At 59.7% G+C, this 19,491-nt stretch carries 21 protein-coding genes; 10 read left to right on the top strand and 11 right to left on the bottom strand.

The window, feature by feature from the left end; translation table 11 throughout:
• Nucleotides 1–67: 67 nt before the first annotated feature.
• On the bottom strand, nt 68–1,138 hold the full coding sequence (locus AC1DM5_RS05680; protein WP_477819824.1) for a hypothetical protein: 1,071 nt from the start codon (nt 1,136–1,138) through the stop codon (nt 68–70).
• Between the two features lie 81 nt (nt 1,139–1,219).
• Here AC1DM5_RS05680 and AC1DM5_RS05675 point away from each other — a divergent pair, with 81 nt between their 5' ends.
• Both AC1DM5_RS05675 and AC1DM5_RS05670 read left to right on the top strand, forming a co-directional pair.
• Complete coding sequence (locus AC1DM5_RS05675) at nt 1,220–1,690, top strand: MaoC family dehydratase (protein WP_477819823.1); 471 nt, start codon at nt 1,220–1,222, stop codon at nt 1,688–1,690.
• Nucleotides 1,687–2,154 carry a MaoC/PaaZ C-terminal domain-containing protein gene (locus AC1DM5_RS05670; RefSeq protein WP_477819822.1) on the top strand — a complete coding sequence of 156 codons (468 nt, stop codon included), beginning with the start codon at nt 1,687–1,689 and terminating at the stop codon, nt 2,152–2,154. Before AC1DM5_RS05675 ends, AC1DM5_RS05670 begins: the two co-directional genes overlap by 4 nt.
• A 55-nt stretch (nt 2,155–2,209) precedes the next feature.
• On the opposite strand, the gene AC1DM5_RS05665 is transcribed toward AC1DM5_RS05670, so the two are convergent.
• The 4 genes from AC1DM5_RS05665 to petA form a co-directional block, all read right to left on the bottom strand.
• Nucleotides 2,210–2,752 carry an adenine phosphoribosyltransferase gene (locus AC1DM5_RS05665; protein WP_007824424.1) on the bottom strand — a complete coding sequence of 181 codons (543 nt, stop codon included), beginning with the start codon at nt 2,750–2,752 and terminating at the stop codon, nt 2,210–2,212.
• A gap of 116 nt (nt 2,753–2,868) precedes the next feature.
• Nucleotides 2,869–3,741 (bottom strand): cytochrome c1, encoded by an 873-nt coding sequence (locus AC1DM5_RS05660; RefSeq protein WP_477819821.1) that lies wholly within the window; start codon nt 3,739–3,741, stop codon nt 2,869–2,871.
• Nucleotides 3,742–3,766: 25 nt separating this feature from the next.
• Nucleotides 3,767–5,035, bottom strand: coding sequence for a cytochrome b (locus tag AC1DM5_RS05655; RefSeq protein WP_477819820.1), 1,269 nt, complete (start codon nt 5,033–5,035; stop codon nt 3,767–3,769).
• A gap of 14 nt (nt 5,036–5,049) precedes the next feature.
• Nucleotides 5,050–5,625 carry a ubiquinol-cytochrome c reductase iron-sulfur subunit gene (gene petA, locus AC1DM5_RS05650; protein WP_477819819.1) on the bottom strand — a complete coding sequence of 192 codons (576 nt, stop codon included), beginning with the start codon at nt 5,623–5,625 and terminating at the stop codon, nt 5,050–5,052.
• A 287-nt stretch (nt 5,626–5,912) separates the two neighbouring features.
• Between petA and AC1DM5_RS05645 the strand changes: the two genes are divergently transcribed.
• A complete protein-coding gene (locus AC1DM5_RS05645; protein ID WP_477819818.1) occupies nt 5,913–6,842 on the top strand; it encodes an endonuclease/exonuclease/phosphatase family protein in 930 nt (309 codons plus the stop codon).
• Here AC1DM5_RS05645 and AC1DM5_RS05640 read toward each other — a convergent pair.
• Complete coding sequence (locus AC1DM5_RS05640) at nt 6,813–8,708, bottom strand: ABC transporter ATP-binding protein (RefSeq protein WP_477974760.1); 1,896 nt, start codon at nt 8,706–8,708, stop codon at nt 6,813–6,815. The two genes, AC1DM5_RS05645 and AC1DM5_RS05640, sit on opposite strands and share 30 nt — an antisense overlap.
• Before the next feature lie 162 nt (nt 8,709–8,870).
• Here AC1DM5_RS05640 and AC1DM5_RS05635 point away from each other — a divergent pair, with 162 nt between their 5' ends.
• Nucleotides 8,871–9,122 carry a CopG family ribbon-helix-helix protein gene (locus tag AC1DM5_RS05635; RefSeq protein ID WP_007824443.1) on the top strand — a complete coding sequence of 84 codons (252 nt, stop codon included), beginning with the start codon at nt 8,871–8,873 and terminating at the stop codon, nt 9,120–9,122.
• Between the two features lie 67 nt (nt 9,123–9,189).
• Here the strand turns inward: AC1DM5_RS05635 and AC1DM5_RS05630 are convergent, their stop codons facing one another.
• On the bottom strand, nt 9,190–11,046 hold the full coding sequence (locus AC1DM5_RS05630) for an ABC transporter ATP-binding protein (RefSeq protein WP_477974726.1): 1,857 nt from the start codon (nt 11,044–11,046) through the stop codon (nt 9,190–9,192).
• Nucleotides 11,047–11,430: 384 nt separating this feature from the next.
• Here AC1DM5_RS05630 and AC1DM5_RS05625 point away from each other — a divergent pair, with 384 nt between their 5' ends.
• Both AC1DM5_RS05625 and AC1DM5_RS05620 read left to right on the top strand, forming a co-directional pair.
• Nucleotides 11,431–11,892, top strand: coding sequence for a tRNA (cytidine(34)-2'-O)-methyltransferase (locus AC1DM5_RS05625; RefSeq protein ID WP_477819816.1), 462 nt, complete (start codon nt 11,431–11,433; stop codon nt 11,890–11,892).
• A gap of 188 nt (nt 11,893–12,080) precedes the next feature.
• Nucleotides 12,081–13,727 carry a Na/Pi cotransporter family protein gene (locus tag AC1DM5_RS05620; RefSeq protein ID WP_477974724.1) on the top strand — a complete coding sequence of 549 codons (1,647 nt, stop codon included), beginning with the start codon at nt 12,081–12,083 and terminating at the stop codon, nt 13,725–13,727.
• Nucleotides 13,728–13,729: 2 nt separating this feature from the next.
• Here the strand turns inward: AC1DM5_RS05620 and AC1DM5_RS05615 are convergent, their stop codons facing one another.
• Nucleotides 13,730–13,990, bottom strand: coding sequence for a hypothetical protein (locus tag AC1DM5_RS05615; RefSeq protein ID WP_037100062.1), 261 nt, complete (start codon nt 13,988–13,990; stop codon nt 13,730–13,732).
• Nucleotides 13,991–14,124: 134 nt separating this feature from the next.
• Between AC1DM5_RS05615 and hemF the strand changes: the two genes are divergently transcribed.
• From hemF to AC1DM5_RS05600, 3 genes are all read left to right on the top strand, one after another.
• On the top strand, nt 14,125–15,036 hold the full coding sequence (gene hemF / locus AC1DM5_RS05610) for an oxygen-dependent coproporphyrinogen oxidase (protein ID WP_477819814.1): 912 nt from the start codon (nt 14,125–14,127) through the stop codon (nt 15,034–15,036).
• Nucleotides 15,037–15,196: 160 nt separating this feature from the next.
• On the top strand, nt 15,197–15,472 hold the full coding sequence (locus AC1DM5_RS05605) for a hypothetical protein (protein WP_037100066.1): 276 nt from the start codon (nt 15,197–15,199) through the stop codon (nt 15,470–15,472).
• Nucleotides 15,473–15,596: 124 nt separating this feature from the next.
• A complete protein-coding gene (locus tag AC1DM5_RS05600; protein WP_007824454.1) occupies nt 15,597–15,782 on the top strand; it encodes a DUF1059 domain-containing protein in 186 nt (61 codons plus the stop codon).
• A gap of 2 nt (nt 15,783–15,784) precedes the next feature.
• Here AC1DM5_RS05600 and AC1DM5_RS05595 read toward each other — a convergent pair whose 3' ends face one another.
• From AC1DM5_RS05595 to AC1DM5_RS05585, 3 genes are read right to left on the bottom strand one after another with little or no spacing between them, the layout of a single operon-like run.
• Nucleotides 15,785–17,041 carry a CCA tRNA nucleotidyltransferase gene (locus AC1DM5_RS05595; protein ID WP_477974722.1) on the bottom strand — a complete coding sequence of 419 codons (1,257 nt, stop codon included), beginning with the start codon at nt 17,039–17,041 and terminating at the stop codon, nt 15,785–15,787.
• The gene (locus AC1DM5_RS05590) at nt 17,038–17,688 is read right to left on the bottom strand and encodes a CoA pyrophosphatase (protein WP_477819812.1); all 651 of its coding nucleotides are present in this window, start codon (nt 17,686–17,688) and stop codon (nt 17,038–17,040) included. Before AC1DM5_RS05590 ends, AC1DM5_RS05595 begins: the two co-directional genes overlap by 4 nt.
• Entirely contained in the window at nt 17,685–18,320 is a 636-nt protein-coding gene (locus AC1DM5_RS05585; RefSeq protein ID WP_477819811.1) for a DUF1285 domain-containing protein, read from the bottom strand. The genes AC1DM5_RS05590 and AC1DM5_RS05585 overlap by 4 nt, the downstream gene beginning before the upstream one ends.
• Before the next feature lie 160 nt (nt 18,321–18,480).
• On the opposite strand from AC1DM5_RS05585, the gene AC1DM5_RS05580 reads away from it, so the two are divergent.
• The gene (locus AC1DM5_RS05580; protein ID WP_477819810.1) at nt 18,481–19,491 is read left to right on the top strand and encodes an AAA family ATPase; all 1,011 of its coding nucleotides are present in this window, start codon (nt 18,481–18,483) and stop codon (nt 19,489–19,491) included.

The following is a 19,491-nucleotide window of genomic DNA, read 5'->3' as shown; positions in this document are numbered from 1 at the left end:
TGCGGAAAAACAAGACCTGAAGCGTGGGAAGCGGATCTGAAAGATCGCGACACGCTTCAGTTTCCGCTCAGCCGGGCGGCAGCCTTTCCACTACGCCTGAGGGCAAAGCGCGCAGCACGATGCGCCGAAGCGGCATCCAGCCCGTACCGATGACGAGCACGATCACGCCGACGATAACAAGCGTCCCGAAGATGTAGGTATCGACGGTCGCACTCCCCTGCCGGAATATCCCATAGATCGCCAGTCCCAGCGTCAGCAGGCCGGACGTCACGAAAGCGCGCCGATCGATGATCAGGCCAATCAGCATCAGCAGCGCGACGATTATGACGACAACAGGCGTCTTGAAGGAGTTGGCGTCCATGATATCCAGCCAGCCGCCGTCTAGTGAGAGCAATATCCGGATGCTGTAAAGCAGGGCCGGCGCGGCGACGAGATGAAGCCAGAAGGCGACATCCGATCGCGTCGTGCGGCGGAACCTGTCGCTGAGATCGAATCCGAGTGCGGCAACGAACAGACCGACGGCGCAGGCAAACAGGATGATCGACACGAGCGTCGGATGGTTGAGAATGAAGGCATCGTCGCCGCTCCCCCATTGCAGCAGGCGGAAGACGAGCGCGAGCACGAGGGCCAGCCCCGAGAAGATGCAAAGCGCAAGCGCAAGCGGCACACGGTAGCGCAGATAGAAAAGCCCCATGATGACGGGGAATGCGACGATGAACCTATCGATACCATCGCCGGTCAGCCACAGATCGGCATTGGAGGGATAGACCGACAGCATCATCCGGAAGGTCCAGAAAAAAACCGCCAGCGTCAGCACGACGGCCGGCAGCGCGAGGCGCTGGCGCTTCACGAGGATTTCAGCCAGCACCAGGATCGCAGGCAGCACCGCATAGAGCGAGGCAAGCCCCCAGAGGCCCGCAAGTGCGATGAGAATGCCGATGGTGATCAGCACATCGTGGAAGCCGCGGACGAAGCGCGGTGTCTCGGTATCAGACCAGGCAGGTTCTTGAGGCCCGGCCGCCTGCGCCTCAACGATCACGCCACGCTCCGCAAGGAACGGCGCCAGCCTCTCGCCGGCCTCGGCGGTAATCAGCCCCTCCCGCGCCGCCTCATCGAGTATCGACCTTAGTTCTGTCATTCTGGTTCGCCCCCAGGGAATCATTGAGCCCGCGCGGATGCTATTGTAAGCAATGAGGCCTGCCTATGATGAGAGACCCTGATGCCTGCAGAAAAGCTCGCCTATGAGGATTTCCAGCCCGGCCGGCGCTTCCCGCTCGGCCCGAAGCCGGTAACGGCACCCGAAATCATCGAATTCGCCGCGGAGTTCGACCCGCAGCCGATGCATCTGGACGAAGCGGCAGGCCGCGCGAGCATCCTCGGCGGCCTTGCCGCCTCCGGCTGGCACACGTCGGCGATGTTCATGCGCATGATGGCCGACAGTTTCGTGCTGAACTCGCTTTGCGAAGGTGCACCGGGCGTCGATTTCATGGAATGGCGCAAACCGGTGCTGGCAGGCGACACGCTCTCCGGCCATTCGACGGTGCTGGAGGCGCGTCCGATGCGCTCGCGTCCAGGCCTCGGCATCGTCAAATTCCGCCACGAAGTGGAAAACCAGCGCGGCGAACTGGTCTGCCTATCGGAAAATTCCGTCATCTTCGGCATGCGTGGCAGCCCGGAGGCTGGCGTATGAGAATGACCGAACTTTACGCCGCCCGCGACAAGATTGAGATCGGCACCTACGTCTTTACAGAGGAAAATATCCTCCGCTTCGCACGGAAATACGATCCGCAGCGTTTTCATACCGATAGCCAGGCTGCGAAAGACACCATGTTCGGCGCGCTCTGCGCCTCTGGCTGGCACACGACGGCCGCCTGGATGCAATGCTTCCTCAGATACTGGATGGCGGAGATTGGCCGGCTGAAGAAGGAGGGCCTGGAGCCACCGAACCTCGGCCCCTCACCCGGCTTCCAGAAGCTGCAATGGCTGAAGCCGGTTTTTGTTGATGAGACGGTCAGCTACTCCGTGACCTTTCTCTCCGGCCGGCCGCTTGCATCGCGGCCGGGCTGGCATCTCAACACCATTCTTTGCGAAGGTGTCAATCAGGACGGTATTCCCGTCATCCGTTTCGAAAGCAGCGTGCTGGAATTCGAATGATCCGGCCGGAGCAATTTCAGCAGAGCCTGCAACGGCTCTACTGAAATTGAGATGCTCAGTGGCCGGCGAACTCTACGAGCGTGTGCACGTCGACACCCAGGTCTTCGAGCTTCTTGCGGCCGCCGAGATCCGGCAAGTCGATGACGAAGCAGGCACCGACCACTTCCGCGCCGATCTGGCGAAGAAGCTGCGTTGCACCCACAGCAGTGCCACCCGTGGCGATCAGATCGTCGACGAGGATCACCTTCTCGCCCGGCTGGACGGCATCCCGATGCATTTCCATCTCATCCACGCCATATTCCAGGCTATAGGCGATGCGCACCGTATCATGCGGCAGCTTGCCTTTCTTGCGGATCGGCACGAAGCCCGAGGAAAGCTGATGCGCAACCGCGCCGCCGAGGATGAAGCCCCGCGCTTCCATGCCGGCGATCTTGTCGACCTTCAGGCCGGCATAGGGCTGCACGAGCTCATCGACGGCACGGCGGAAGGCACGCGGATTGCCGAGCAGCGTGGTGATGTCGCGAAAGATGATGCCGGGCTTGGGGTAATCCGGAATGGAGCGGATGCTGGCCGCAAGCTCCGAAAGCGTATTGTTCATCGATAATCCGTATCTGCGAGGGGCACAAAGCGCCCGCACACTATCAACTGCGTCGGATCAAACCAAATAAAAAAGGCGGCTATAAAGCCGCCTTTTCCTCGGGACTAAGGGTCCGCTTAGTGATCGGTCCGGGAATAGATCGAGCGCTTGGTCAGGTAGATCAGCACTGTGAAGATCAGCAGGAAGATCATGACCATGAAGCCGGTGCGCTTGCGCTCTTCGAGATGCGGTTCGGCAGCCCACATCAGGAAGGACGAAACGTCCTTGGCATACTGATCGACCGTCTGCGGCGATCCATCGTCATAAGTGACCTGGTCGTCGGAGAGCGGCTTCGGCATGGCGAAGGCGGCGGCGGCGTTGAAATACGGGTTGTAATGCGCACCAGCAGGAACCTGGAAACCGGCCGGCGGCTCTTCGTAGCCGGTCAGCAGCCCGTGAATATAGTCCGGGCCGCTTTCCTGATACTGGGTGAAGATATCGAAGACGAACTGCGGGAAACCGCGTTCGACTTCGCGCGCCTTGGCAAGCAGCGACATATCCGGCGGAGCCGCGCCGTTGTTTGCAGCTTTGGCAGCTTCCGTGTTCGGATAGGGCGCCGGGAAGTGGTCGGATGGAACCGCCTTGCGGGTGAACATTTCGCCGCTTGCGTCCGGGCCGTCCTGGACTTCGTAATTCGCGGCAAAGGTCTTCACCTGCGCATCCGAATAGCCGAGTTCGCTCAGCATGCGGAATGGAACAAGGTTCATTGAGTGGCAGGCGGAACAGACTTCCGTATAGACCTTCAAGCCACGCTGGAGCTGGGCCTTGTCGTAGTGTCCGAACGGACCGGCGAAGGTCCAATCGACCTCCTTCGGCTCCTTCAGCGGATAATGCGGGGTGGCGCCTTCCTCGTGGTGAGCGGCCGGAGCGGCAGCTTCCTGAGCAAGAGCGATACCACCAAGGCCAGCTATGACAGCGAGCGAGAGGATGCTTGTAACAAGCTTTTTCATATTTCTAATCCTTCCCGTCGCTCGCTCAGGCCTTGGCCGCAGCAATCTTGTTGCGCTTTTCGAGCACTGCTTCAGTGATCGAGTTCGGAATGCGGCGCGGTGTTTCAACCAGACCGAGGACCGGCATCGCGACCAGGAAGAAGGCGAAGTAGAGCAGCGTGCAGAACTGCGAGATCGTCGTGTAGAGACCTTCCGCGGGCTGCGAGCCAAGCCAGCCGAGAATGATCGCGTTGATCACAAACAGCCAGTAGAACAGCTTGTACCACGGACGATAGACCGCTGAACGAACCTTAGAGGTGTCGAGCCAGGGCAGGAAGAACAGCACGATGATCGCACCGAACATGACCAGGACGCCGCCGAGCTTGGAGTCGATCGGGCCGACATTGAAGGTGATCGAGCGCAGCATCGCGTAGAACGGCAGGAAGTACCATTCCGGAACGATGTGAGCCGGCGTCTTCAGCGGATCGGCCGGGATGTAGTTGTCGGCGTGACCGAGATAGTTCGGCAGGTAGAAGACGAAGTACGCATAGACGATGAGGAAGACCGAAACGCCGAGCGCATCCTTGAGCGTTGCGTAAGGCGTGAAGCGAACCGTGTCCGTCTTGGTCTTGACCTCGACGCCCGTCGGGTTTGTCTGGCCGGTCACGTGCAGAGCCCAGATATGCAGGACGACGACGCCGGCAATCATGAAGGGCAGCAGGTAATGCAGCGAGAAGAAGCGGTTCAGCGTCGGCTGATCGACGGCGAAGCCGCCGAGCAGGAACTGTTGGATCCATTCACCGACCAGCGGGAAGGCCGAGAAGAAGCCGGTGATGACGGTCGCGCCCCAGAAAGACATCTGACCCCAGGGCAGAACGTAGCCCATGAAGCCGGTTGCCATCATCAGCAGGTAGATGACGACGCCGAGGATCCAGAGGATTTCGCGAGGCGCCTTGTAGGAGCCGTAGTAGAGGCCGCGGGCGATGTGCAGATAGACGGCAACGAAGAAGAAGGATGCGCCGTTGGCATGCATGTAGCGCAGCAGCCAGCCGTGGTTGACGTCGCGCATGATCTTTTCAACGGAGTTGAAGGCGATCGTCGTATCGGCGGCATAGTGCATGGCGAGCGTGACACCCGTCAGGATCTGCACGATCAGCATGACGGCGAGCATGGCGCCGAAGGTGTATGCGTAGTTCAGGTTCCGCGGAACCGGATAGGCGATGAAGCTGTCATAGACCATGCGCGGCAGCGGAAGGCGCGCATCGACCCATTTTTCCAAGCCGGTTGATGGCTCGTAGCTGGAATGGCCACTCATTAATCAGTCTCCCCTCAACCGATCTTGATCTTTGTATCGGACAAAAATGAAAAGGTCGGAATCGCCATGTTCTGCGGCGCCGGACCTTTGCGGATACGGCCGGCCGTATCGTAGACAGAACCGTGGCAGGGACAGAACCAACCATTGTATTCGCCGGCCTGACCGAGCGGAATGCAGCCGAGATGGGTGCAGACGCCAACCATGACGATCCAGTTTTCCTTGCCCTTGCCGCCAGAGCGGTCGTCGCCCGTTGCAGACGCATCAGGCGGAAGGTTCGCATTGCGCGCGATCGGATCCTTGAGGTCCGACAGTTGGACGTCGGCTGCGGCCTTCACTTCTTCCGGCGTACGATTGCGGATAAAGATCGGCTTGCCGCGCCATTTGACCGTCAGCGACATACCGGGCGTGAGGCTCGCGACATCGACTTCGATGGAGGCAAGAGCCAGCGTCGAAGCATCCGGGCGCATCTGATCGATGAACGGCCAGGCAACCGCAACGGCGCCGACCGCACCAGCCATGCCGGTGGTGAGATAAAGGAAATCACGGCGAGTGGGCTCTGAGGCCTCGCTTGTCGTTACGTGTTCGCTCACGGCTTAACCATCCTCTGCGCAATTGTCGCGGAATTCCGCCCTGCCCCTCCAGAGGCGGCGAATCTATCAGAACATATTTCGGCCATAGATTCCCCACCAATCCGGCGCGTTCTATGCTTGATCGCAAATTATGTCCAGCCTTGGCAAGGGGATGAGGGCACAATGTCGCGGGAAATTTCAGTGAATTTTTTAAGGCAATCACTGGCTTGCAGCTTTGCTGCATTGCAACAAACCGGGGGCCGTGTTAGGCGCTGGTGAGTTTGCCATACGAATTTGGATTTGCGCCGATGAGGCATACTGTTTTCTGCGTATTGAGCGTCCTCATCACCATTGTCCTGGCCCTCGTTTCGCTCCGTTATGTCACCGATTTCTGGCTGCTTTCGCTCGTTTACAGCTTCCAGATTCATCTCAGCATCGTCTGCGCAGTCGGCGCGGTCATTGCCCTCTTTTTCAAGCGGCATTGGTATGGCTTTCTGATGCTGGCGGTGGCGACCTTCCTGAATATCCACGGCGTCATCATGCTGCGCGAATTTGCCGGCAAGAATCCCGCTGAAGATGCCCCTCGCCTTTTCCGGCTGATGTCCTTCAACATCGAGAATGACAATTTTGAAAACAGTGAGCGGATTGCCGACGCCATACTGGCTTCAGGCGCCGATGTGGTCGACATCATGGAGGCCGAGCCGGTCTTTGCGCAGTTGCCACGGCTTCAGCAGCTCTATCCCTACCGTATCGGCTGCGATGCGAGCGAGGCATGCGATACGCTTGTGCTGTCGAAGCGTCCCTTTGCCCGGCAGGAGATCCATGACATCGGCGAGCTTTGGAAACAGCGGCTCGTGTCGGTATCGATCGACTTCGACGGAACGCCTGTCGACCTCCTGTTCCCTCACCTGTCAAAGCCATATTTTGATGATTTCCAGGCTGACGAGCTTCAGGATCTCACGGCCTTCATGCAGTCTCACACGGGTGCACTGGTGGTCGCCGGAGACTTCAATTCCTCGATCCTCGCGCCGACGATTCAGCACTTTCTGCGCGGAACCGGCCTGACCACAGATTTCCCGGAACCAACCACCTGGCCGGTCGGCGCCGGCTCGTTCGGCATCAGCATCGACCATATCTTCGCAAGACCGCCGCTGCTCATCCGCTCGACGAGCCGGCTGGAGGACAGCTTCGGCTCGAACCATTACGGCCTAGTCAGCGATTTCGTTCGCGAATACTGAGCGCGTATCGTCATCGGAGGCGAGGAAGCCGCCCGACTGGCGTGCCCAGAGCTCGGCATAGAGCCCGCCCTGCTTGAGGAGCGTATCATGCGTTCCTTCCTCGATGATCTTGCCGCGGTCGATCACGACAAGCCTGTCGAGTGCGGCGATCGTCGAAAGCCGGTGAGCGATCGCAAGCACCGTCTTGCCTTCCATCACACGGCTGAGGTTCGACTGTATCGCCTCTTCCACTTCCGAATCGAGCGCCGACGTCGCCTCGTCGAGAACAAGGATCGGCGCATCCTTGAGCATCACCCGCGCAATGGCGATACGCTGGCGCTGGCCGCCCGAGAGCTTGACTCCGCGCTCCCCGACATGCGCGTCAAAACCCTTGCGGCCCTGCTGGTCCCGCAGCCGCTCGATGAAATCGAGCGCTTCGGCGCGTCCGGCGGCCTCGACAAGGCGTTCCTCTCCGGCATCAGGCCGGCCGAACAGGATATTGTCACGCACGGAGCGATGCAGCAGCGACGTATCCTGGCTGACCATGCCGATCTGCATGCGCAATGATTCCTGGGTGACGGCGGCGATATCCTGCCCATCGATCAAAATGCGCCCGCCTTCGAGATCGTAGAGACGCAGGAGAATATTCACGAGCGTGGACTTGCCCGCACCGGAGCGGCCGATAATGCCGACCTTTTCGCCAGGACGGATCGTCAGCGAGAAATTGTCAATGACCGCGTTTTCCTTGCCGTAATGGAAGGAAACATTCTCGAAACGGATACTCGGCTGCTTGACGACGAGTTCCTTCGCATCGGGACGGTTGACGAGATGCAGCGGTTGGGAAATCAGCTCGGCCGCATTCTGAATGGTGCCGAGATTGCGCATGATGCCGTTAAACTGCGTCATCAATCGGCCGAGAAGGAAGTTCAACCTCAGAACCAGCGTCAGCGAAAAGGCGACCCCACCCGAGCTGATCAGCCCGCGCAGCCACAAATCGACGCTGAGGCCGGCCATGGTGACGATCATCAGGCCTGAGAGCAGCGCCATGGACGCACGAACGCCGGTGATGAAGCGCGTGAATTGCAGCACTGTTTCCTGATAGGCGTTGAAGCCGTCAAGCATGTAGCGGTCACTCTCCTCGTCGCGTGCGAAGAGCTTCAGCGTCTGGATATTGCTGTAGGCATCGACGATGCGGCCATTGAGCAGCGAGGCCGCCTCCGCGGTCTCACGCGAGTGATAGCGGATGCGCGGCACGAAATAGCGGGCAAGCACGCTGAAAGCCGCCAGCCAGAAGAGAACCACCGCCGCCAGCGAGAAATCGAGCTGCCCGACCAGAACCAGCGTGGTGACGGCATAGATGCCGACGAACCAGACGCTTTCCATCAGCGACGTCACGAGATCGCCCGTCGCCTGCCCCGCCGACCAGACCTTGGTAACGATGCGGCCGGAAAAATCGCTCTGGAAGAAGGCAAGCGATTGGCGCGACACATGCAGATAGGACTGCCAGCGCGCCAGATTATAAAAACCCGGCGTGATCACCTGCTGGTCGATCAGCGCAATCAGGAAGGCAACGACGAAACGGACAATGCCGATCAGCGCCAGCATGCCGAAAATCTCGCCGCCATGGGCGGCCAGAAGCGTCCCCCAGCCGGCTCCGGGCTTGATCGTGCTGAGGATGTCGATGAGCCGCCCGACGAACCAGAAGAGGGCTGCTTCGATTGCCGCCGACATGCCCCCGAGCACCAGCATGGCGATAAACGGCCACTTGGCCTGACCGATATAGAACCAGATGAATCCAAAAGTATTGCGCGGCGGCTGAAGATTGTCGCTGGCGCGGAAGGGATCTATCCAAGTTTCGAACAGGCGAAGGATCGGAGTGAGCAGCATCACCGCGATATAGGCCCGTTCAGAATTGCGGCAAAGAGAATATAAGGCGGACGCAACCTTATATTTTCGTAATGATCGGTAATATCGGCGTCATCGCCATTGATACGGGTGGAAGCAGCCACGATCTCGTGCCATGATCTTGCCTTACCGGAGACCGCAGATATGGAAACGAAAACGCTCAATGCGCATCTTCCGCTTTCCCTTGCGGAAAAGCTCGACGCCCTGGCGGACGCGCTGGATGTGCCGCGTGACAGCATCGTGACGGAAGCCATCGCAAGCTGGATCGAACGGGAGGAACGGCTGCGGATTTTCACGCTTCAGTCGCTTGCTTCGAACTCGATCATTGTCGTCGAGCATCATCGCGTCATCGACTGGGCCGACAGCCTCTGCGCCGACCGAGTCCGCACGCTCTAAGCGGAAAATTGATTTCTTCAGCAGGACAAAAGAAAAGCCCTCCCCGCAGAAACGGGAAGGGCTTATTTTACTGGGCTGCGACTTCGGCCTCTTCCTCATGATCAGCGAGGAAGCCGCCGGACTGGCGATTCCACAGATCGGCATAGATGCCGCCATGGCTGACCAGTTCGCCATGCGTGCCGCTTTCGATTATCCGGCCCTTGTCCAGCACGATCAGCCGGTCCATCTCGGTCAACGTCGACAGGCGGTGGGCGATCGCGATGACAGTCTTGCCCTCCATCAGCGCGAAGAGGTTTTCCTGGATCGCCGCTTCCACTTCGGAATCGAGCGCCGAGGTCGCCTCGTCGAGCACCAGGATCGGTGCATCCTTCAGGAAGACGCGAGCGATCGCTATGCGCTGGCGCTGGCCGCCGGAGAGTTTCACGCCACGCTCGCCGACCTGCGCGTCGAGCCCCTTGCGGCCGTGCATGTCGACAAGCTCTTCGATGAACTCCCAGGCATTCGCCCGCCTTGCCGCCTCGATGATGTCCTCATCGGTTGCGTCAGGACGCCCATAGGCAATGTTGTCGCGGATCGAGCGATGCAGCAATGACGTATCCTGCGTCACCACGCCGATCAGCGCACGAAGGCTATCCTGCGACACATCTGAGATATCCTGGCCGTCGATGGTGATGCGCCCGGCTTCCAGATCGTAGAAACGCAGGAGCAGGTTCATCAGCGTCGTCTTGCCGGCGCCGGAGCGGCCGACCAGACCCACCTTCTCGCCGGCCTTGATATCGAGCGACAGGTTATCGATGACGCCCTTGCCCTTGCCATAGTGGAAGCCGATGCGTTCGTAATGGATCGCACCCTTCTTCGCCGTCAGCGCAGGCGCACCCGGCTTGTCGACGATATCGTGCTGCTTCGACATCATCTCCATCCCGTCATAGACGGTGCCGATGTTTTCGAAGAGCGCCGAGACTTCCCACATGATCCACTGCGACATGCCGTTAACGCGCATCGCAAGGCCGATGGCGATGGAAATCGCCCCGACCGAGATCGTGCCGTTCAGCCACAGCCAGATGGACAGGCTGGAAATGACAAACAGCGAAATGCAGTTGTTCATGTAGACGCTGATATGGAAGAGCGTCACCTTGCGCATTTGCCTGTGCACCGTGTCCAGGAAGCCGTCCATGCTCTCCTTGGCGTAGACCTCTTCACGGCCTGCATGGGAGAACAGCTTCACGGTGGCAATGTTCGTATAGCTATCCACCACGCGGCCGGTCATCAGCGAGCGCGCATCCGCCTGCTGCGCCGCAATCTTGCGAAGCCGCGGCACGAAATAGGCGACGATGCCTATATAGATGCCGAGCCAGGCAAGGATCGGCAGCATCAGCCGCCAGTCGGCAGCCGCGATGATGACGATCATCGACAGAAAGTAGGTCACGACATAGACGAAGACGTCGAGGATCTTCATGACCGTTTCGCGCACGGCAAGCGACGTCTGCATGACCTTTGTGGCCACGCGTCCGGCAAACTCGTTGGCAAAGAAGGTCATGCTATGGCGCAGCAGGAAGCGGTGCATCTGCCAGCGCGCGATCATCGGATAATTGCCAAGCATCATCTGGTGCATGATCAGCGAATCGAGACCGGCAATGAGCGGCAGTCCGATCAGCACCAGCGCGCCCATCCAGATCAGCTTGTGACCCTCATTCTGCAGGAAGGTCGCCTTATCCGCATTCGTCAACCAGTCGACGATATCGCCAAGGAACTGGAAGAGCGCCACTTCACCGACCGCGATCAGCGCCGTCAGGAAGGCCATGAGCGCAAGCCATCCCGCCGCCGGCTTGCTATAGTGCCAGCAGAAGGCAAAAAGACCCTTCGGGGGAGCGACCGGCTCCTCGCTCGGATAGGGATTAAGTCGCCGTTCGAACCAGTCAAACATGAAATCGCTCCAGAACTTCCGCGTTCCGGCCCCGGCTTTGCGCTCTTGTGGCGCACGAAAGCACATATGGGAACCGGAGGCTCAAGGGGCGAGGCCGTAATGGCCGCGCAATTATTCAAAATGGGCAATTAGGGAAAGAAAAGCGCCTTATACGCGCCAGGTCGCCAAGCGTGGCATCACGGGCGGGAGACGCATCAGCACAAATGTATCCATGTCGGCGCTCCCTGTTGGCGATTGAAGATATGCACCGATAACGCGAAAATGCCTAAATTTCCAGCCCCGGCCGCTCGGAAAGTGACCATCGAACGGTCAAAAAGCGCTCTGTTGCCTCAAAATCACAGTTCGGATAGGCCAATTGCGTATCATCTCAACGGACAATTTCCCATGGCAGACCTCAGACTGGCGCTCTATCAACCCGATATCCCAGGCAATACCGGAACGATCCTGCGCCTTGCAGCCTGCCTGGGCTTTGCGGTCGACATCATCGAGCCCGCCGGTTTCGACATTTCCGATCGAAACCTGAAGCGCGCGGGCATGGACTATCTGGCCGCCGCCGCCCTCACCCGCCATGTCAATTGGGAACGCTTCGAGGAATGGCGCACAGCCACCGGCCGCCGCCTAATCCTGGCCACCACGAAGGCATCACAGCGCTACACGGATTTCGCCTTCCGTCCCGACGATATCCTGCTCTTCGGCCGTGAAAGCGCCGGCGTGCCCGATCATGTGCATGAACGCGCCGACGGGCGCATTCTGATTCCGATGGTGGAAGGCCAACGTTCGATCAACCTTGCCGTCTCCGCCGCGATGATAACGGGCGAGGCTATGCGGCAGACCGTCTGGTCGTGAACCGGCCCCATGCCGATCCTTGGCGGCCTCGAGGTCGCAAACGACGCTTTGAATCGACGCAAAAGCGCCTATATTAATTAGCCAGGCAATCAATAATTCTGCACAGGCAGTGAGATTCCAATGATTTACTCTGCTGCGGAAACGTAGAGCCGAGAAAACTTCTCAAGAAGAAGAAAAAGACCAAGGCCATGGAATCCACGATCGTCATGATCAATCTGTTCGGCGCGATTGCGCTGCTGCTCTTCGGCCTTGCGCAGGTCAAGGACGGTGTTACGCGTGCCTTCGGCGCACGCCTGAGGACCGGGCTTGCGACAGGCACGGCGAACGGGCCGCGCTCGATCCTGTCAGGTTTCCTGGCAACCATCGCCCTGCAGAGTTCGACCGCGACGGCCCTGATGACGGCCTCTTTCGTGGAGCGCGACCTCATCAAGCCGCGCATGGCCCAGATCGTGCTGCTCGGCGCCAATGTCGGGACTGCCGTAACTGCCTGGATAGTCGCTACCGGCATCGAATGGCTTTCGCCGCTGCTCATTCTCGGCGGCATCGTGCTCTATCGCGGAAAGTCCAGCGCCCGCCACGGCGGCGGCGCGGCCATGATCGGCATCGGCCTGATGCTGCTCTCCCTGCATCTGCTCAGCAATGCGACGGAGCCCATGCGCACGTCGCCGGCACTGGCTGCCTTCATCGGCCTGCTCGGCGATGCCTGGCCGGTCGCTCTGGTTTTTTCCGCAGCACTCGCCTTCATCTCGTCGTCGAGCCTTGCGGTCGTCGTCCTGATCCTGTCGCTCGCGTCAACGGGCATCGTGTCCCCGGAACTGATCATCGTTCTCGTCCTCGGCGCCAATCTCGGCGGCGCGATTCCGCCCGTTGTCGCCACCCTCTCCGGCCCTGCCTCGGCGAGACGCGTCACGCTCGGCAATCTCATCGTCCGCAGTGCGGGCTGCCTGATTGCGCTGCCGCTTGCCGGCTATGCGGCGCCGCTACTCCAGATGCTGCCTTTCGGCCCCGCCAAGCTGCCGGTCGATACGCATCTGATCTTCAACATCCTTCTTGCCGCCGTGGCCTGGCCTTTTTCGCGGATGTTGGCTGTCTTTACTGCCCGCCTCGTGCCCGATGACGTGCAGCCGGATCAGGGTCCCAAGTTTCTCGATATGCAGGAGCTGTCGACGCCCGTCGTGGCCCTTGCCAGCGCGACGCGCGAAGTGCTCGGCGTCGGCGATCTGATCGAACGCATGCTCCTGCGCGCTTCCGATGCCTTCGAACACAATGACATGTCCAAGCTCGCCGAGATCCCTGCACTCGAAAAGCGCGTGGATCTGTTGCAGCAGGAGGTGAAGGTCTATCTCTCCAAGCTCGGCCGTGGCGGTCTCAGCGACGAGAATGCCCGCCGCTCGATCGTTATCATCGATTACGCGATCAATCTCGAGCACATGGGCGACATCATCGAGAAAGGCTTGCTTGAGCAGGTCGGCAAGAAGGTCTCGCTCGGCTTGAAATTCTCCGAAGACGGCTACAGGGAATTGCGCAAACTGTTTGATCTGACGATCGACAACCTGCGTGTCGCCCAGACGATCTTCGTCACCCGCGACTTCAATCTCGCCCGGCAGATGATGGAAGTGAAGGTCGAGGTCCGCCGCATGGAAAAGCAATCGGCCGAGCGGCATCTGGAGCGGCTGCGCGACGGGCGTGCCGACAGCCTCCAGACGAGCTCACTTCATCTCGATATGCTGCGTGACCTGAAGCGTATCAATGCGCACATCGTCTCGGTGGCGCATCCGATCCTCGACGAAAGCGGCCTTCTGATCGAAAGCCGCTTGCGTGATGCAGCCGAATAAGTTCAATCGGCAGATGGCAAGCGACGCATGGTGAATTCGATCTGGTCGCCTTCCAGCTGGCGCCAGCTTTCCACTTCGGTCCAATAGGCGGCTTTCGGATATTCGTCGAACCATTCGCGTGCCTTGGCGCGGGCTTCCAAAAGCCCCATCCGGTATGTTTCGCGGACAAAATGATCTCGCTCGCGGGCGGACGCCTCTGCCCGATGCTTTGCTATTCTGCGCTTCAAGCCTTCGAAGGGCGGAGGCCCCGGAATTTTCGCCATAAAACCTACCTCTGAATGAAAAGTAGTATCGAAATCCGCCCTTTGCGAGTCGAATCTTGCAGGCGCTTTCCACTGCTGGCAGGCTTCTGCTGCACCTGCTAAACCGGGATTGTAATCAACAAAGAGCGAATCGCATGGAAAGACCGGAACTGCCGATCGGCCTGCCCGAAGACATCGAGGACAAAAAGACTGCCGCCCGTACATGGTTCGAGGGGCTGCGGGACACGATCTGCGCTTCCTTCGAAGCGCTGGAGGATGAACTCGAAGGTCCCCTCTCCGATCAGGAGCCTGGTCGCTTTGTCGCCAAGGACTGGTCGCGCGAAAACGGTGCCGGCGGCGGTGGCCGCATGTCGATGATGGAAGGCCGCGTCTTCGAAAAGGTCGGCGTTCATACATCCACCGTCTATGGCGAATTCGCGCCCGACTTCCGGGCACAGATACCGGGCGCCGCCGAAGATCCGCGCTTCTGGGCATCGGGGATTTCGCTGATCGCCCATCCGGTCAATCCCAACGTGCCAGCCGTTCACATGAACACCCGCATGGTCGTCACCACCAGCCGCTGGTTCGGCGGCGGCGCTGACCTGACCCCGGTTCTCGGTCGCCGCCGCACGCAGGAAGACGAAGACACGCAGCTCTTCCACAAGGCCATGGAAATCACCTGCCGCAACCATGCGGTCGCCGATTACGAGGCCTACAAGAAATGGTGCGACGACTATTTCTTCCTCAAGCACCGCAATGAGGCGCGCGGCGTCGGCGGCATCTTCTACGACTGGCTGCATTCCGCCGAGGAAGCCGGCGGCTGGAATGCCGATTTCGCCTTCACGCGGGACGTCGGCCGGGCCTTCGCCATGGTTTACCCCAAGATCGTCCGCTCAAACTTCAACAAGAACTGGACCGAGGCCGACCGTGACGAACAATTGATTCGCCGTGGCCGCTATGTCGAGTTTAATCTGCTCTACGACCGAGGGACGATCTTCGGCCTGAAAACCGGCGGCAATGTCGAATCCATTCTTTCCTCCCTGCCGCCCGTCGTGCGCTGGCCATAAGCCGGCGCCAAGCATGCGGGCAAAGACCGGCATGCTGACAAAGGCAGACCTGCTGATAAATTTGAAATACTATTCCGGTAAAATCGCGTTGAACGGCCTTCATCAGAACTGAGTGCGTCCTAAATTAGTCTCTGTGCGTTACAATCGGAGGAGGATTGTCATGACGGTACAAAGCAGCTCGCCTGCTTCTGCAGATATCCAGGAAACGTCCCGCGCAATCGAAGCGCCCGAGTTTCTAACGCGCATCGCTGAAGACTTGAGAGCGAAAAGCGGTTCCGACCTGCCGCTCTCCTGCTTTGTCGAGCAGGTGAAATTGCAGCTCGCAGGCGGCAAGACTCCGGAAGAACTTCAACAGCAGGCAACAGGTGCTGCCAACAGCAACAAGCCTGCGCACCTTTCGGACACTTACATGGCCTGGGCAATGCCCCATCAATAAACAGAGCCTTTCGGCCGACCTCCAAGTCGGCCGAAGCTTTCTCCCCGGAACCTTCTCCGTTGCCGCACATTCCTCAAGCGCGCGAAAGCGCGATGGTTTTGCATTTCAGAGACAGGAGAAGACCATGCGACTTTTCGAATGCGGTACACTCGTTCCCGGATGCGACTGGCACACCAGGGCCGACAATGACGCTGAAGTCGTTCGCCGCGCCGTCGAACATATGAGAACCGCCCACGGCGAAACGACCATTCGCGAAAACATGGTGGACAATATCAAGGCCCGCATCCGCGACGAAGCGAACGCGGCCTGATCTCAACCTGCAATCTCCGAGAGCCGGGCGAGCAATGCCGCCCGGTCGGAGACAAAATTCTCTTCTACCCACTGGTTTTCCAAGGTCGACAGGATTTCACCGACCTTTGGGCCGGCCTGTATGCCCGTGGCCATCACATCTGCGCCGTTCAGCGGAAACTGCGGCTTCTTCCAGATGCGCGCATGATCCAGAAGCTTCGAAAGCCGAGCCGAACGGCTCATCTCATCAAAACTACCATTCTCTGCCTTGCCCCTGGCAACGCCAAGCGCCAGTTTCAGCCGCACGATGATGCCGTCTGCGCCATTTCTGTAGAGCAGCTTCTCGAAGGCGGCAGCGGAAATCTCGTCATTGATCGGGGCGGTTTTTGCCCAGGCCCTGAAATAGGCGGCTTCCGCATTCGAAAATTTCAGCCGTGCTGCCAATTCCTCCAGCCGCGCCGGATCGGGCGGAATGATTGAAGCAAGCCGAAGCAAGGGATCAGGCTCCCAGCTAAGCGCTTTCTCGGTCGCAACAAGCGCTGGAATGGCATCGATGCCCCATTTTTCCGTTTCCGGCAGGATTTCCGAGAGAACTGCAACCTGCCGCATCCAGAGAAGCGCCCGGCCGGGATCTTCAGCCGACAGGAGCTTTCTGAGCTCCGACCAGACCCGTTCGGCCGACAGCGTTTTCAGCTTCGAACGCGCGGCGGATGACGCTCTCAGCCCCTCCGCATCGGGCCGTCCGGAACCGTACCAGGCGAAGAAACGGAAGAAGCGCAGGATGCGCAGATAGTCCTCGGCGATCCGCGTCGCTGCATTGCCGATGAAGCGGATATTGCGCTTCTCGATATCATCGAGCCCGCCGATGAGATCGATCACCTCGCCCGCAGCATTTGCGTAAAGTGCATTGATGGTGAGGTCGCGCCGTTCCGCATCCGATTGCCAGTCCGCGCTGAAGGCCACCTTGGCGCGACGGCCATCCGTTTCCACATCGGTACGCAACGTCGTCACTTCGAAGGGGCGGCCATCGATGACGAGCGTCACCGTTCCGTGGTCAATGCCGGTCGGCACCGCCTTGACGCCGGCACCAGCGGCCCGCTCCATGACTGTTTCCGGCAGCAGCGTGGTGGCGATATCGATATCGGCGACCGCAAGCCCCATCAGGCTGTTGCGCACCGCGCCACCGACCACACGCCCTTCCCCGCCATCGGCGTTCAGCAGCGCAAAGACCCGACCGAGCGCCGGATCCTGAAACCATGCCTGGTCGGCAACAGAGGTCATGCATAGAGCCTTTCATAAAGCGTGCGGACGATGCCGGCGGTGATGCCCCAGATCATCCGCGTTTCATAGGGCATGCGGTAGAAATGCCGGTCGATACCATCAACCATGCGCTTGTCCCGTGTGTGATTGGCAGGATTCATCAGGAAGGAAAGCGGCACTTCGAAAACGTCGTCCACTTCGATCGGATTGAGCTGCAGCGAAAAACCGCGTTGCACCACGCCGAGAACGGGCGTGATGCGGAACCCGGTGGACGACAGATAGTTCGGCAGCCGGCCGACTGTCTCGACGAAGCCGCCGCCAAGACCGATCTCCTCCTCGGTTTCGCGGATCGCGGCCATCTCGGGCGAGACATCCTCGGGATCGATCGAACCACCGGGAAAGGCGATCTGGCCGGAATGCTTGCGCAATGTCGACGTCCGCTTGGTGAAGATCACCTTCGCTTCATCGCCATCATCGACGACGGGCACCAGCACTGCCGCATCACGGAGCTTCAAGGTCTCGGCCAGCGCAACGATATCGGGATTGAGCACATGGTCGCCATGGTCGCGCCAGGCATGATCGATGGGTGCGCCGATCTGGTTGAGCGCACGGCGACGGAACTCGGCAGCCGAAAACGGGGGGTAGGTCTTGCTGATCGCTTCACTCATCGGGAGGCTGCTTCCAGTTCATCGGCCGGCATGATCGAAAAAATCCCACCACCGGAGCGAACGACGAACATCTCCCGGCCGGCGACCTCGGCCACCTCGCCGAGTTCGACCAGTTCATACATCACGGCACGTGACACCAATGCTTCAAGCCGTCCCCGCACATGCAGATAGGGCTTTAGTTCACTGTCTTTCCCATACTCTGGCCCATGATCCGGAAAGCGCAGAGGATGATCCTTGCCGGCCTCTATGACATCGCCGACATTGGTGCGGAAGGTCAGGACTTGCTGTCCATCACGCTCACTCGCATTCATCTCGACGGCCACAAAGGGTGCATCAATGACCCTGATGCCGACCTTTTCCACAGGAGTTACGAGATAGGTTTTCCCGTCTTCGTCCTTCCTCAAAACGGTCGAAAAGAGCTGGACCAGCGGGGCCCGGCCGATCGGCGTGCCCATGTAAAACCATGTGCCATCCGCCCGAATTTCCATGTCGATATCGCCGCAAAAGGGCGGATTCCATTTCTCGACAGGCGGCAAGCCGCGCTTTTTGCCGGATTTCGCTTCGGAAGCGCGCGAAATCAGCGCGGCAAGCCCCGCTGCATCTGCCGTATGCCTCATTTCCTCGGCTGCCATTCTTCTGTCCCGGTTTGCTCTTAACAAAATAAAGTCACGAGATAGTCATTTGAAACAAACTTGTCAGCCCGCAACATCTTCATAACTGTATCGGGTATGAGGCACGCCTATTAAAGTCAGACGATTCGCAGCCGAATGATTTCAGCCGTTGGAGATGCCCGTGGGTATGATCAAGACCGAAGCCAGCCTCGATGAACAGGCGATTGTCGCCGCCGCAGAAAGAGCGCTATCCGATATCGCCGCCATCCGCACGGAAGTTTCCAAGGTCATCTTCGGTCAGGAAAGCGTGGTTGAAAACACGCTTCTCGCCGTCCTCTCCGGTGGTCATGCCCTCCTCGTCGGTGTTCCCGGCCTTGCCAAGACGAGGCTCGTGACGACGCTCGGCGAAGTATTGGGTCTTGCCGCAAACCGCATCCAGTTCACGCCCGACCTGATGCCTTCGGATATCCTCGGTTCCGAAGTGATGGACCAGGACGAGAGCGGCCGACGCTCTTTCCGTTTCGTCAAGGGGCCGGTTTTCGCCCAGCTTCTGATGGCCGACGAAATCAACCGCGCTTCGCCGCGCACCCAGTCGGCACTTCTGCAGGCGATGCAGGAATATCATATCACCATTGCCGGCCAGCGTTATGACCTGCCCTCGCCCTTCCACGTTCTCGCAACGCAGAACCCGCTGGAGCAGGAAGGCACATATCCGCTTCCCGAAGCCCAGCTCGACCGCTTCCTTCTGCAGGTCGATGTTCACTATCCCGAACTTGCCGCCGAGCGCCAGATCCTTCTGGAAACGACGGGTCTCACCGAAGCCAAACCCGAACCGGTCATCAATGCGGCACGTCTGTCCGAAATCCAGACGCTCGTACGCCAGATGCCGGTCAGCGATACCGTCGTCGATGCCATCCTCTCGCTCGTACGCTCCGCCCGTCCGGGCCAGGGCAATGCCTCCACCGACAAGCATGTCGCCTGGGGGCCCGGCCCGCGCGCCGGCCAGGCGATGATGCTCTGCGCCCGCGCCCGCGCGCTCTACGAAGGCCGTCTGGCACCCTCGCTCGACGATATCTACGCTCTGGCCGAGCCCGTTCTCGAGCACCGCATGGCGCTGACCTTCGCCGCCCGCGCCGAGGGCATGTCGGTGCGTGACGTCATCGGCGGACTGGTCAAGCAGGCAAAGGGATAA

This window comes from Rhizobium sp. 01T437, from assembly GCF_056398505.1.
Note: the sequence above shows the minus strand (reverse complement) of the source record. Positions and strands in the feature narration are given on the sequence as shown.

Bases quoted from the DNA above. Each gene is read 5' to 3' on its own strand.
- AC1DM5_RS05625 (WP_477819816.1), top strand. From the start codon at position 11,431: ATGGCAGACCTCAGACTGGCGCTCTATCAACCCGATATCCCAGGCAAT.
- AC1DM5_RS05585 (WP_477819811.1), bottom strand. From the start codon at position 18,320: ATGGCAGCCGAGGAAATGAGGCATACGGCAGATGCAGCGGGGCTTGCC.
- AC1DM5_RS05680 (WP_477819824.1), bottom strand. From the start codon at position 1,138: ATGACAGAACTAAGGTCGATACTCGATGAGGCGGCGCGGGAGGGGCTG.
- AC1DM5_RS05620 (WP_477974724.1), top strand. From the start codon at position 12,081: ATGGAATCCACGATCGTCATGATCAATCTGTTCGGCGCGATTGCGCTG.
- AC1DM5_RS05630 (WP_477974726.1), bottom strand. From the start codon at position 11,046: ATGTTTGACTGGTTCGAACGGCGACTTAATCCCTATCCGAGCGAGGAG.
- AC1DM5_RS05665 (WP_007824424.1), bottom strand. From the start codon at position 2,752: ATGAACAATACGCTTTCGGAGCTTGCGGCCAGCATCCGCTCCATTCCG.
- AC1DM5_RS05605 (WP_037100066.1), top strand. From the start codon at position 15,197: ATGACGGTACAAAGCAGCTCGCCTGCTTCTGCAGATATCCAGGAAACG.
- AC1DM5_RS05660 (WP_477819821.1), bottom strand. From the start codon at position 3,741: ATGAAAAAGCTTGTTACAAGCATCCTCTCGCTCGCTGTCATAGCTGGC.
- hemF (WP_477819814.1), top strand. From the start codon at position 14,125: ATGGAAAGACCGGAACTGCCGATCGGCCTGCCCGAAGACATCGAGGAC.
- AC1DM5_RS05590 (WP_477819812.1), bottom strand. From the start codon at position 17,688: ATGAGTGAAGCGATCAGCAAGACCTACCCCCCGTTTTCGGCTGCCGAG.
- AC1DM5_RS05670 (WP_477819822.1), top strand. From the start codon at position 1,687: ATGAGAATGACCGAACTTTACGCCGCCCGCGACAAGATTGAGATCGGC.
- AC1DM5_RS05595 (WP_477974722.1), bottom strand. From the start codon at position 17,041: ATGACCTCTGTTGCCGACCAGGCATGGTTTCAGGATCCGGCGCTCGGT.
- AC1DM5_RS05640 (WP_477974760.1), bottom strand. From the start codon at position 8,708: ATGCTGCTCACTCCGATCCTTCGCCTGTTCGAAACTTGGATAGATCCC.
- AC1DM5_RS05675 (WP_477819823.1), top strand. From the start codon at position 1,220: ATGCCTGCAGAAAAGCTCGCCTATGAGGATTTCCAGCCCGGCCGGCGC.
- AC1DM5_RS05635 (WP_007824443.1), top strand. From the start codon at position 8,871: ATGGAAACGAAAACGCTCAATGCGCATCTTCCGCTTTCCCTTGCGGAA.
- AC1DM5_RS05645 (WP_477819818.1), top strand. From the start codon at position 5,913: ATGAGGCATACTGTTTTCTGCGTATTGAGCGTCCTCATCACCATTGTC.
- AC1DM5_RS05600 (WP_007824454.1), top strand. From the start codon at position 15,597: ATGCGACTTTTCGAATGCGGTACACTCGTTCCCGGATGCGACTGGCAC.
- AC1DM5_RS05655 (WP_477819820.1), bottom strand. From the start codon at position 5,035: ATGAGTGGCCATTCCAGCTACGAGCCATCAACCGGCTTGGAAAAATGG.
- AC1DM5_RS05615 (WP_037100062.1), bottom strand. From the start codon at position 13,990: ATGGCGAAAATTCCGGGGCCTCCGCCCTTCGAAGGCTTGAAGCGCAGA.